The 12163-nt window shown below is 62.9% G+C and carries 13 protein-coding genes; 4 read left to right on the forward strand and 9 right to left on the reverse strand.

From position 1 onward, the window contains the following. The first annotated feature begins 71 nt into the window (after nt 1-71). Entirely contained in the window at nt 72-1520 is a 1449-nt protein-coding gene (locus K6T64_RS03590; RefSeq protein ID WP_288008584.1) for a phosphotransferase, read from the forward strand. Here K6T64_RS03590 and K6T64_RS03595 read toward each other — a convergent pair. Together K6T64_RS03595 and rnhA are read right to left on the reverse strand one after the other, a co-directional pair. Continuing rightward, on the reverse strand, nt 1488-2690 hold the full coding sequence (locus tag K6T64_RS03595) for an epoxyqueuosine reductase (RefSeq protein WP_288008585.1): 1203 nt from the start codon (nt 2688-2690) through the stop codon (nt 1488-1490). The genes K6T64_RS03590 and K6T64_RS03595 overlap by 33 nt on opposite strands. A 71-nt stretch (nt 2691-2761) precedes the next feature. Beyond that, entirely contained in the window at nt 2762-3232 is a 471-nt protein-coding gene (gene rnhA, locus K6T64_RS03600) for a ribonuclease HI (protein WP_100668433.1), read from the reverse strand. Between the two features lie 116 nt (nt 3233-3348). Here rnhA and K6T64_RS03605 point away from each other — a divergent pair, with 116 nt between their 5' ends. The 3 genes from K6T64_RS03605 (at nt 3349) to K6T64_RS03615 (ending at nt 5752) form a co-directional block, all read left to right on the forward strand. Further along, nucleotides 3349-4605 carry an aminotransferase class I/II-fold pyridoxal phosphate-dependent enzyme gene (locus K6T64_RS03605; RefSeq protein WP_288008586.1) on the forward strand — a complete coding sequence of 419 codons (1257 nt, stop codon included), beginning with the start codon at nt 3349-3351 and terminating at the stop codon, nt 4603-4605. Nucleotides 4606-4726: 121 nt separating this feature from the next. Beyond that, nucleotides 4727-5320 (forward strand): hypothetical protein, encoded by a 594-nt coding sequence (locus K6T64_RS03610; RefSeq protein WP_288008587.1) that lies wholly within the window; start codon nt 4727-4729, stop codon nt 5318-5320. Between the two features lie 126 nt (nt 5321-5446). Next, nucleotides 5447-5752, forward strand: a complete 306-nt coding sequence (locus K6T64_RS03615) for a YgzB family protein (protein WP_232059724.1) — start codon at nt 5447-5449, stop codon at nt 5750-5752. A gap of 412 nt (nt 5753-6164) precedes the next feature. Here the strand turns inward: K6T64_RS03615 and K6T64_RS03620 are convergent, their stop codons facing one another. The 7 genes from K6T64_RS03620 to K6T64_RS03650 all read right to left on the reverse strand — a co-directional run bounded on the left by K6T64_RS03620 (nt 6165) and on the right by K6T64_RS03650 (nt 12071). Beyond that, nucleotides 6165-6929: a hypothetical protein gene (locus K6T64_RS03620; RefSeq protein ID WP_288008588.1), complete on the reverse strand. Its 765-nt coding sequence runs from the start codon at nt 6927-6929 to the stop codon at nt 6165-6167. Nucleotides 6930-7401: 472 nt separating this feature from the next. Further along, complete coding sequence (nth, locus tag K6T64_RS03625; RefSeq protein ID WP_232796609.1) at nt 7402-8103, reverse strand: endonuclease III; 702 nt, start codon at nt 8101-8103, stop codon at nt 7402-7404. Nucleotides 8104-8130: 27 nt separating this feature from the next. Next, complete coding sequence (locus K6T64_RS03630; protein ID WP_353737784.1) at nt 8131-8616, reverse strand: NAD-dependent epimerase/dehydratase family protein; 486 nt, start codon at nt 8614-8616, stop codon at nt 8131-8133. Continuing rightward, entirely contained in the window at nt 8513-10015 is a 1503-nt protein-coding gene (locus K6T64_RS03635) for an MFS transporter (protein WP_288008590.1), read from the reverse strand. Before K6T64_RS03635 ends, K6T64_RS03630 begins: the two co-directional genes overlap by 104 nt. 13 nt (nt 10016-10028) lie before the next feature. Continuing rightward, entirely contained in the window at nt 10029-10847 is an 819-nt protein-coding gene (locus K6T64_RS03640; protein ID WP_288008591.1) for an ABC transporter permease, read from the reverse strand. After that, a complete protein-coding gene (locus tag K6T64_RS03645) occupies nt 10807-11634 on the reverse strand; it encodes an ABC transporter ATP-binding protein (RefSeq protein ID WP_288008592.1) in 828 nt (275 codons plus the stop codon). The genes K6T64_RS03640 and K6T64_RS03645 overlap by 41 nt, the downstream gene beginning before the upstream one ends. Continuing rightward, nucleotides 11631-12071 (reverse strand): MarR family winged helix-turn-helix transcriptional regulator, encoded by a 441-nt coding sequence (locus tag K6T64_RS03650; protein WP_100669506.1) that lies wholly within the window; start codon nt 12069-12071, stop codon nt 11631-11633. Before K6T64_RS03650 ends, K6T64_RS03645 begins: the two co-directional genes overlap by 4 nt. Nucleotides 12072-12163 lie beyond the last annotated feature (92 nt).

Here is a 12163-nt window from a genome sequence, read left to right on the forward strand (position 1 = left end):
GCGACCGTCTATACCGCCGCCCTCCGGGCTTCATAGGCTACGATGATGCCGATGCTCGGAGGTGACTTTCGATGGCCGAATCCATCCCACCTTGGCTAAAACATTTATGGAAAGAATTCACAACTCCCCCCGCCTTCCTGGCGAAGGCCAGTGAAGCCCCTGAAAAGGTCAAACCGGCGAAAGACCAGGCAAAGGCCGTCAAGAATGGAACGGGAGACAAGAAAAAGCCATCTTGGGCAAAACCCGCTCCTTCCACTCCCGCCTCAGAGCCGGAAAGCCCCTGGGACGAGGAAGAGGGGGAGGGGGACCTGCCCGAGGTCCACGTGCGGCCGAAGCCCTCGAAGCCTCCGTCCCCCACGGGAAAGCCAAAAAAATCCGCCTCCCCGGCGGCCGGCCACGCCGGGGATTCTTCTCCCCCCCGCCCCACGCCCCGTCCAACGGCCAAATCTTCGGAATCCATCGCCGTTACCTCCCTGGGGGTGCGGACAGAGTTGGAGCGGTGGGGCTTCGACTCCAGCGTATTGGCCGCCTATCCCTATGTCTTTACCCGGGTGTCCCGACACGGCAGCGCCCTCCGATTGCAGAGCGCCCGGACCACCCTCGTCTTAAAGCGTTCCCCCCACAGTCCCCTCCATGTGGAGGCGATGCACCGCGCGCTGGATTACGCCTCTCGCCGGGGCGGCCCGGTGCCCCGCTGGATCACCCCTCGGCACACCGGCTCGACCCGGGCTTCTGACACGCCCTTTGTCCGGGGGGATGACGGATTGTACTACGCCATGGAGTGGATCGACGGCCGGGAGGTGGATTTGGCTTCAGCGGCGGACATGGCAAAAGCCTCGCAAAGTCTCTCCAAGTTCCACCAAGTGACCCATCGCTGGGTCAACGATGAAAGCACCGGGGAAGAGCGCCGTAACCTCCCCTCGGCTTTCGACATTGTCAGCCGACTCGCCCGGCGAACCGAAGAAATGGAAAAGGCGCTAAAACGCGCCGAAATCGTCAATGAAGAGCAGGACGATGACCTCTTCTACCTGGAGCACGCCCCGGTGTTCCTCCGCCAGGCCCATGAAGCCCTCGACCGGCTCCTCGCCCCGGAGTGCCAGCGCCGCCTCGAGCAGGAACGGGAGAGCCCGGCGGTGTGCCACATGGATCTGACTCCATCAAACCTGATCCGCAAAGGTCAGGTGGTATACTTGGTGGATTTTGACTACCTCGCCTACGCCCCCCGCACTCTGGATCTGGCCCACCTGTTGCGACGGGGCCTACAAAAAGCCAATTGGGCGCCAGAACTGGGGTTGACCGGCATCCTGCAATACAATACCGCCGTCACCTTGACCCGGGTCGAGTACCGCCTTCTGCAGGCCTTCTTGGCGTTTCCCCACCGCTTCTGGCGCACAACCCACCGCTGGCAGCAGGGGGACCGGCACGACGACCAGGTTCTCAGAGAATTTCGCCGCTGCGTCCGGGAGGAGCCGGCCCGGAAAAAATTCTTAGAGTGGTTTCGCCGACAAGCCCTGTTGTGAAAGCAAAGCCTCCATCCGGGCCCGCACCCGGGAGTCCGTCTCCCGTTCGGCGGCCTCCACCAGGGCGGCCCACCCTTCGGGGGTGCAGATCCGGGCGAGGGCCCAGGCGGCGGCGCTGCGCACCTCGGGCCGCCCATCGCCCAACCGATCGATCAACGGGGGGACCGCCCGGGGATCCCGCCAGGTTCCGAGCGCCGAGGCGGCGTTTCGGCGAAGGGTGTGCACCCCCCGCCACGCCACCGCCGTAACCCCGAACCTCCGCTCGAAAGATCGCCGGGACATGGTGAGAAGCTCTATCAGGTCGGGATAAGCGCGATCGAGGAATTCCCGGTCGGACTCAGGCCCGGGTTCACCGATCTCTTCCAGGAGCTCCGGCGCGCAGGCCGCCCGGCGATTGATTGGGCAGACCGCCTGGCAAATGTCGCATCCCCAGATTCGCGTGCCCATGGGGGCCTGAAATTCCTCCGGGAGAAGGCCTTTCATCTGGGTCACATACGATAGGCAGCGATTGGGATTGAGAACCCCCGGCGCCTCAAAGGCCTGGGTGGGGCACGCCCGCAGGCAGCGATCGCAGGTCCCGCACAAAGTGAAAACGTCCGGGTCAGCCTGACCGTCCACACGGGGACCTTCATTCCCCCAACGCCCCACTTCCCCAGGTGGATCGGTCCGTTCAGGTTCAATCCGCAAATCCGTCAGCAAGAGGCCCAGAAACACCCAGGAACCGTAAGGTTCCACGTACAGACATCCGTTCTTGCCAACCCGCCCGAGACCCGCCGCTTCCGCGAAGGCCCGCTCCACCAAAGGGCCGGTGTCCACCGCCGCCCGCACGGTGATCTCCCGGCCAGCCGTCGTTGCCAACCGGTCCGCTAAGGCCCCCAGCCGCCTGCGCAACACCCGGTGGTAGTCCTCTCCCCAGGCGTACTTGGAAAGCGCGCCCCTGAGACCCGGGGGGCGAGGGGTATCCCACCGCCGGTTGCGGTAGGGCATAGCCACCGCGACCACCGATTGCGCGCCGGGCAGGCTCCTCAAGGGGTCGATGCGATCCGCCGTATTCTCCGCCTCAAACTCGCACATCCACCCGGCCTGCCGTCGTTTTTCGAGAATACGGCCCAGGGATCTGAGGGGGCGCGCCGGTATGGCCGCCGCCTTCAAACCCAGGTCCGTTGCCATCCCTGCCAACTGCCGGCGAGAAATCTCCCATTCTCCTCGACAGGCCTGCTGGGCCCGGGCTTGGTCTTTCTTCATCGCTGGGGTGAAGGACCGCGGCCGGCGCTTCCTCCCGGTGAGGGCGTGGCGGCCCGGGCCAAGGCGTCACACCGCTCGTTCCACGCGTCGCCAGCATGGCCTTGTACCTTTTCAAAATCCACCCGGTGCACGTCGGTCAGCCGCAGGAGTTCTTCCCACAGCTCCCGATTCTGAACGGGCTCCTGTCGGCTGTTGCGCCACCCATTGGCGCGCCATCGCCGATGCCACCCCTGGCGGAAACAATTCACCAGATACGCCGAATCGCTGAATAACCGCACGCGACAGGGTTCTTTGAGAGCCCGAAGGGCATAGATCGCCGCCAGGAGCTCCATCCGCTGATTGGTGGTATGTTCTTCCCCGCCGGCCATTTCCCGCACGTGATCCCCGTATAACAGGACCGCAGCCCAACCCCCGGGGCCCGGATTTCCCGAACAGGCTCCATCTGTGTAAATCGTCACTTCTTTCACGACCTCACCTCATCCCCGATTATAACAAACCGCTGCCGCCGTCCGCTTTACCCGGCCAAATTTACATAGGCGGCCAACCGGCTGGGAAATCTGAAGGATGAGAAGGGGGAATCGAGATGCCGCGTGCCCGGAAACTGGCCGGCCTATCTCCGTATATTTTTGCACAACTGGAAGAGCGCGTGTACCGCCTGCGGGAGCAAGGGGTCGCGGATATCGTTGACCTCGGGAAAGCGGACCCCGATCATCCGAGCCCGGACCCCGTGGTTCGACGACTTCAGGAAACGGCGGCCGACCCGGAGAATCATCATTACCCGGCCTTCCGCGGTTCGCTGTTGTTGCGGCGGCGCATCGCAGAGTGGTATAAGAGGCGGTTCGGGGTAAACGTCGACCCCGAAACTGAAGTGATGGTGTTGTTAGGATCCAAAGAAGGCCTCTTTCACGTTTCATTGGCCTACGTGAGCCCCGGCGACGTGGGGCTCATCCCCGACCCCGCGTTTCCGGCCTACAACGACGGGATCTGGTTCGCCGGCGGCCGGGTGGTGCGAATGCCTCTTTTGCGAAAACGGGGGTTTACCCCGGATCTCTCGGCCATTCCCGAGTTCGAGGCGTCCAAGGCCCGAGTCCTGTTTTTAAATTATCCCCATAATCCCACCGGGGCGCTGGCACCGGACGATTTTATGGCCGAGGTGATTCGGTGGTGCCGGGAGCGGGAAATTCTCCTCTGTTATGACAACGCCTACAGTGAAATCACCTTTGATGGACACCGGGCCAAAAGTCTTCTTCAGTATCCCGGCGGCCGGGAGGTGGGGGTGGAGTTCACCAGCTTTTCGAAAACCTACAACATGGCCGGGTGGCGGCTGGGGGCAGCGGTGGGACACCGGGAAGCGATCGAGAGTCTCCTGGTGGTGCAGAGCCACGTGGATTCCGGCGTGTTCGCCCCCATCCAGTTCGCCGGCGCCACAGCCCTGGAAACCGTGTGGCCGGGGGATTTTCCCGAGCGACAACGGTTGATGTACCAAAAGAGGCGGGACGACGCCCTGGCCCGGTTCGCGGCCATTGGATGGCCGGTGGACAAACCGCCGGGCACCGTGTACCTGTGGGTCCCGGTCCCCGACGACATGACGTCCGAAACTTTTGCCGACAAGCTCCTGGACGAATATCACGTGGTGGTGGCGCCGGGCACCGCTTTCGGCCCGAGTGGAGAAGGGCATGTGCGCCTGTCCCTCACCACGGCGGACGAAAATGTGCACAAGGGTGTGGACCGCATCTGTACCGCCCTGCGCCGATGGCAGCCCCAAGGAGTGCCAAAGTCAGCCGAGCCGGCGCAAAAAGCCGGGATCGACCGCATCCATCAGACTTCACCCGCAGGTTGAGCCTTTTTCGGAAGCCAAAAATCGACCGGCCTTTCGGGCTCGCCCACCGGAGCAGCCATCTGCATTGACTGTCTTCACTAAACCTATCCTGCTGAACTCGTTGATAAGGGAGGACTGCCCGATGAAATGGTTCCTCACCCTCCTGATCCCCCCTTTGGCCGCAGCCCTGTTAACCGGTTGTGCCGAGCGGGCCAAGGAGTTGCGGGAACAGGCAATTCCCAGTCAGCCCCGGATCTTGAACGACAGCCCAAACCTCAGCCGGGTACCCCACGACAACCGCGGCGTCTACGGTGATCCCCGATCCGGCCTCCTGTCTGCCCGGGCTGTGGCAGACCAGCTCAACCGCCTGCCGGGCATTCGGGGAGCCGTGGTGTTGCTTCAGGGTCGCAACGCCTACGTGGGATTTCACCAGATCGGGCCGGACGACAGTCCGGAAGCCAAACGAATCGCCCGGGAGGGGCTCGATCCAACCCGGCCGGTCATCCCGCCCCGAGGGGCGGACACGGGAAAATTGGACCACCCCACCGCAGCCCGGGTGGAGAGAATCGTACGCCAAGCCCTGCCCGAGGTCAAAGTGGTGCGGATCACCACCGTCACCTCCTCGGTGGCGGAATTGCAAGGTTATGCAGCTTATATTGAGGATGGCGGCAATCCGGCCCGGTTTGTCGGCCGCTTTCAGCAGTCTGTCTCCCGCATTTGGAAAACTGGAGGCTGAGCCAACCCGGACCAACCCGGACGATGGCGGTTCAAGTTCACAACCTTCTCGAGAGTCCCTCGGGGGCGGGATGGATTTTCCCGCCCCATGCGTTCATAATGGAGAGGAAGCGCTTGTACGAGGGAGATGGACCCGGTGAAACTGAATCGCCTGCGCAACATTGCTCTCCTGCTCATCTTCGTCTCCTTTGCCGTGATGTACCTGGGGGTATTCTGGCCTCACACCGTTTTGCCTTTTACCTTGGCTGCAGGATTTCTAATCCTGATGTGGGCCATCGGGATTTATTTTCGCGTGGGAGCTGTTTCCATGCGGCTCCCCCAGGTGGAATGCCCGAACTGCCACCGGGTAACCAAGATGATCGGCCGGGAAGATGGGTGCATGTACTGCGGGACACCGGTACACCTGCCGGAAGAGCAACAAGAGCAGCGTTAAACCGGCGGAAAAGGGCTACGAACGGGGAATCGACTCTGCTCGGTTCCTCGATTTTTTGCGTTTCTGTCACCCCCAGGCGGGCGAGTGCATTTTCTAGAAAGGAGAGTCGCAACGCCCGATGAGGAAGGGGAGTCGTCCGCCATGAGGCCGAAACCGGGCGCAACCAGAAAGGGCCAAACGAAAGCGCCACGAAACCAGTTTCGCGTCCCCGGGGATCTGATGCGCCGCATGCGCCGGGAAGCGGCGGCATTGAACCTCGATGTGTGGGAATATATGGCCTTGATTGTGCACGGATCTGAAATGATCCGCCAATCCTTGATCCCGGAAGGTCTGGAAAATTCAGAGGTCCTGCGAAAAGTTTTGGGGACCCCCCTCCTGCTCGACATGGTGAAATCTACGGCCCATGCGGTGATCAAGGACGCCGTGAAGGAGTATCTGCCGGATTGGCGTTCGAAAGACCTAACTCCCGAACAGCTGATTGAATGGCTGCGCGGAATCGGTGCGAAAAAATCCCGGCCAAACGCTCGCACGCCGAATGGCCTTGGGCCCGGCGGCCCCGGCGCGGGGGGGCCTGTCCCCGGGCAGATGCCCTCGGGAGCGCCCGGGCCGGGCTATTGGCCGCCGGGGCCCGGCGTCCCGCCTGGGCTCGGCAACCCGTCTGGGCCCGGCTACTGGCCACCTGGGCCCGGGGTCCCGCCTGGGCCCGGCACCCCCTCCGCTTATCCCCGGTTTTCTCCGCCCGGATTCGGGGACGGGCTACCGGGCCTTCCGCAGTCGTCCGCGGCCCCCTCGGCCGGCCGGAACGGCCGGCCTTCCTCCGGGAGGACACCGTCGGGACCCGGGCCGGGCTCCGGTCAAAGCCGGCCGTCCGCCCCATCACCAGGTAACGGGGCGGGCCCCTCCGGGACACCGGTGCCCCTTGGCCCAGCCGATCCAGGGTTCGGTCCCTCCGGCACGCCCATCGGACCGCAGCCTGGGGCCGAAGCCTGGCCCGGGCCTGGATGGGCGGGATACGGTTACCCTCCGATGCCCACACCCCCACAAAGGGAACGGCGCCCATCGACAGGACCCGTCCAGGGCGACGCCGGGAAAGGGGGGCGCGGGCAGACGCCCAAGTCTGGCGCCAAGCCCAGCATCGCCTCGGCGCGAACGTCCATTTATGACTTACCCTGGCCACCGCCCAACCTTCTGCCGTGACAGATTTACGGGAAGGGCCTCCCGGGACTGCCGTCCACGTCCGACCCGGCCATTTCACACCTAAGGAGGTGACTCCCGTGACATTGCCGGCCTTCTTGCGGTGGGGCGTCATCTTTATGATCCTGTTTGTCGTCTATTTTTTTCTGGTGTCTGCCCGCGGCCCGGGAGCATCAGACGCCGCCTAGTGATCCCCGGCGCAGAAAACGATCTCGGCCCAGGCCGAGCGGACCCAGGGCCGGTACACCTCCGCGGCGAAAACCGCAGTCAGGCAGGAGACGTGCTCATCCGGGGGTGATTCAGGCTTCGGGACGCGCCTCCCGGCGAAAACCGAACTTCTGGCCCCGCGCCCGTTGAGACGACACTCGGTTCACTTTGGCGGCCTGGCTCCTTCCGGTCCGGCCGGGCGCCGCCTCGCCCCAGTCCCGGTCACATGGGGGAACGCCACCCCCCCATCAGCCTTCTGTCGTCCCCCCGGCCCCCGCTCTCGACCTTTGAGGCCGACGTCCTTGGGTCAGCCCCTCTCCCCGACTCCTTTCCCGCGCAAAGCGGCAGTAAGGGGCGAGGGGGCAGCGATCACAGCCTGGCGAACGGGCCGAGCAGATCTGGCGCCCGTGGTGGATTAACCAGTGGTGAGCCGCGGACCATTTCGCCTTTGGGATGCGCTTCATCAGTTGGCGTTCCGTTTCTTCGGGGGTTGTGGCATCGGCGAGCCCCAAGCGGTTGGCCACCCGAAACACGTGGGTGTCCACAGCGATGGCGGGCACCCCAAAGGCGTTGCTGAGGACCACGCTGGCCGTCTTTCTCCCCACTCCTGGCAGCGCCTGGAGCGCTTCACGGCTCTCCGGCACTTGGCCGCCGTATTCCTCCACCAGAATCCGGCAAGCCGAGACGATATTTTTCGATTTGGTCTTATATAGTCCGCACGACTGGATGTAGGGCTCGAGCTCCTCGGGGGAAAGCCGGGCAAAATCCTCAGCCGTGGGGAACTTCGCAAAAAGCGGCCCGGTGACGAGGTTCACCCGCTCGTCGGTGCACTGGGCGGACAAGATCGTGGCCACCAACAGCTCAAAGGGATTCCGGTGGTCGAGGGCACACTTGGCACCGGGATACGTTTGTTCCAACACTTCCAAGATTCGCTTCACAGGCACCCGCACCGAAACCCCTCCCATTCTCCTCTCTCCCTATGATAGCGGGTTTTCCCGAGTTTGGGAAAAGCCCATGAAACCCCGATCCCGGTCGACACGGAGCCCCGACCTTCCGGCCGCACCGTCCACCGCCAAAAGACTCAGCCCTTGCTGGAACATCACCGACAGCTTATACCTCAATTCTACCTTGTCGACATAAACATGCTCGAACAGGGATTCCCCGTCATCAAACCAGGGAAGATTTCCTTTTCGGGCTCGATCGATGAGGTCGTGAAGTTGCAAGGAATCCTCTCCCCAGATAAAGGTCGGCCTTAGAATGACGACTTTCATCTGTCCCGCGTGCATCAAAAGGACCTGTTCGGCCAACATTTTGGCCCGCCCGTAAAATGAACTGGGCCGCACCGGGTAAGGATATCGTTCAGGCCGAACCTTGGTCCCCCCGTGGCCTGTTGCGCAACGACGATACGGCTGCCCCCAGAGCACAAGCCATCGCCGCGGCCCAGAACACCGTGTGCATCGCACCCATAAACACCTCCGGAGACGGCTGCGCAACTCCGCCCGCCCCCACGGGGCCGACGGCCCCGGGACCTGCGCCCGTTGCACCCGATAAAACCCGCAGCCGGTAGGTGAATAACGACACCGACAGGGAGATCCCGAAGACCATCCCCAGATTACGCGTCAGCGCGTTCAACCCCCCGGCCAGCCCCACCTTCGCCCGGGGAACCGAGCCCATGATACTCGAATTGTTCGGTGACTGAAAGAGCCCTTGCCCAAACCCGAACACAGCGAGATGTACCGCGACCACCCAGGGGCTTACCTCCGCCGTCAGTTGGTTGAGGGCGACAAACCCCAAAGCATTCAACGCCAGTCCACCGGTGGTCAGGACGTAGGGCCCAATACGATCGGACAGCCACCCGGCGAGAGGCGCCGTCACCGCCATCACCACCGGGTTCGCCGCCATGACATACCCAGTCACAGCTGGCGATTGGTGCATCACTGTCTGGATAAAGAAGGGCATCATCACATTGACGCAGAACAATGAAACAAACGACAAAAACGCCGCGGCGCTTCCAGTGGAAAACATGCGAATTCGGTACAAGCTGAAATCCAGCATCGGATGGGGGATACGCACCTCACGCAAATAAAAAAACAACAAGATCAGCAGGGCAGCCACCATACCCCCCACCGTCGGAAAAGAAGTCCAGCCACGGCTTTCAGCCCCGAAAACCGCATACAACAGCCCAGTGATGCCTACCGCAAACATCGCGGCACCGGGTACATCGAAGGGCTCCGTGACACGACTCCGCTCCTTGGGAAGAATCCGCCAACCCGCGAAAAACGCCGCCACACCGATGGGTACGTTCACCCAGAAAATCGCCGGCCAGCCGAAATGCTCGATCAACAGCCCGCCGATCGCCGGACCGCTGAGCGTCCCCAGAGAAACTGTCGTACCGATAATTCCCAGCGCTCGCCCCCTCTCCCGCGATCCGAAGGTGGTCGCCACCAGCCCCTGACTGTTGGCCATCAAAAGCGAGGCTCCAACCGCCTGCACCACACGCATCCCAATCAGCATCTCCACTGATCCGGACACGGCGCACAAGGCCGATCCGGCCGCGAAAAGGGCAAAACCAAGGTTGTACAGCCGCCCACGCCCAAGCTGATCGGACAATTTGCCCATGGAGGGCAAAAGGGCACAAATCGTTAACAGATAGGCCGTGATCACCCACTGAACCGACGCCAACCGTACGTGAAACGTATTCGAGATCGTCGGCAGCCCAACGTTCGCAATGCTCCCATCCAGCGTGGCCATGAATGTTCCCACGGCAACGTTGGCCAAAACCCACCATTTATGTACCCGGGGAACCGGCGCCCGACCGCCGGAACCTTCCCGGATCATCGAACCCTCACAGACTTGTTCCACCCCAGGCACCCCCTTACGCCGCCATCCGCCGGGGAAAGAGAACTGTACTAAGAATGAGCATCACCGCACCCGCCCCGGCCAGAACCGCCCAATCCACCCCGAGGTGCGCCGGAGTCCCAAGGAGCAGTCCCCGCAGGCCGTCCACCAGATAACTCATCGGATTGATCGTCGCAATCACCCGGAGCCAATCCGGCATGATGGTCGTGGGGTAAAGGGCGTTGGATGAGAAAAAGAGCGGCATGGTGATGACCTGGCCGATGCCCATCATCCGCTCCCGGGTGCGGAGCAGCGCCGCCAGCACCATCGACATCCCGGAGAAAAAGGCCGCGCCGAGGACCACCGTGGCCAGAGCGCCCAGAATCCGCCAAGGGCCCCACAAGATGTGCACCCCGAGCAACAAAGCGAGGATGAGCACCATCACCGCCTGCGCGATGGAGCGGACCGAGGCACCGAGCATTTTGCCCAAAAACATCGCCGAACGCCGCATCGGCGTCGCGAGAAATTTTTGCAATTGTCCGGTCTCCCGCTCCCAGATGATCGAAATCCCGTAAAAAATCGCTATAAAAGTGACAGATTGGGCGAGGATCCCCGGGGTGAGAAAAGCGAGGTATGTGGTCTTGCCTGTAGGAATCATCCCGATGCGGCTAAAAGCCTGCCCGAACACCAGCAGCCACAACGCCGGCTGCACCGCCCGCATGAACAGCTCGGTGGGATCTTTGCGCAGCTTGCGGATCTCCAGTTCGATCAGCGTCCAGACGTGAAGCAGGTACAACCCCGGAGCCCCGGATCGTTTAACCGAGGCGCCGGGCCGTACGTCGGCTTCGGAGAACATCCCGCATCCCTCCCCCCTGCTCCTCAAAGGCGCCGGCATAATGGACGAACACGTCCTCTAATGTACCCTCCGGCTTGCCGGCGGCCACCCGCAGCTCCTCCAGCGTGCCCTGGGCGGCGATGCGCCCCCGGCTCATCATCGCCACGCGATGGCAGAGAGATTCGGCTTCCTCCATATAATGAGTGGTCATCACCACGGTCATCCCTTCCTCCTGCTGAAGCCGGCGGATGTGATCCCAGACCCCCTGCCGGGCGACGGGGTCCAGCCCCACCGTGGGTTCATCGAGAAACAGCACCTTGGGGCGGTGCATCACCGCTTGACCGATCTCCAGCCGTCGGATCATCCCCCCGGAATACGTCCTCACCGGCCGATGGGCCGCTTCGGCCAGCCCCATCGATTCCAGCGTTTCCTCCACCCGCTCCCGGCGCACCCGGCGGGGGAGACCAAAAAAGCGGGAAAATAGCAACAGATTCTCATAACCGGTGAGGGTGGCGTCCACGCTCAGCATCTGGGGCACGTACCCGATGGCCCCCCGCACCCGGCCCGCCGCCCGACGCACCGAGTATCCCGCTACAAAGGCCTCCCCTTCATCCGGGCGCAAGAGGGTGATCAACATCTTGATCGTCGTGGATTTTCCCGCACCATTGGGGCCGAGAAGGCCAAAACACTCCCCTTCCGCCACGGCAAAATCCACCCCGTCCACAGCGCACACCTCGCCAAATCGCTTGCGCAAACCGCGCACCTCCACCGTCCACCCCGCCCCCCCAAAATCCGAGGTCATCCTCATCGCCCCTCTTCCCTGACGAACTGGGCCAATTTATCCATCAACGCCAAAAGTTGTTTTTGCTCGTCGGGCTCCAGTCGGGCAAAGGGCCTTGCGAGCCGCCGAATCCACTCCTGCTCCACCGCCCGAACCACGTCTTCCCCTTGGCGCGTCAGGCGGACGGTCCGGCCCCGGGCATCCCGGGGATCCGGCTCCCGGCTGAGCCATCCCACCCGTTCCAGACGGTCCAACATCTGGGACATGGCGCTGGGGCCGACATCCACTCTCTGGGCCAACTCCCCCACCGAACACCCGCCAGTCCGCTGTAGCTTCCTGAGAATCATCCACTGCACCCGGGTGGGTTGCCGGCGGGGCTCGCCGAACCATCCCGCCCGAACGTATCGATTCACCGCCTGCAAATGTTCAAAAAAGCGCTCTAACCCCGCTGGATCCGGTCCCATCTGCTCCACCTGAGCCCCTTCCTTTCAGATCCATTATATCACGAACTAAAATATTCGATCGAGAGACAGGCCCATTTCCCGGTCGGCCCCGC

Source organism: Kyrpidia sp., from assembly GCF_023512215.1.
Taxonomy (GTDB): domain Bacteria; phylum Bacillota; class Bacilli; order Kyrpidiales; family Kyrpidiaceae; genus Kyrpidia; species Kyrpidia spormannii.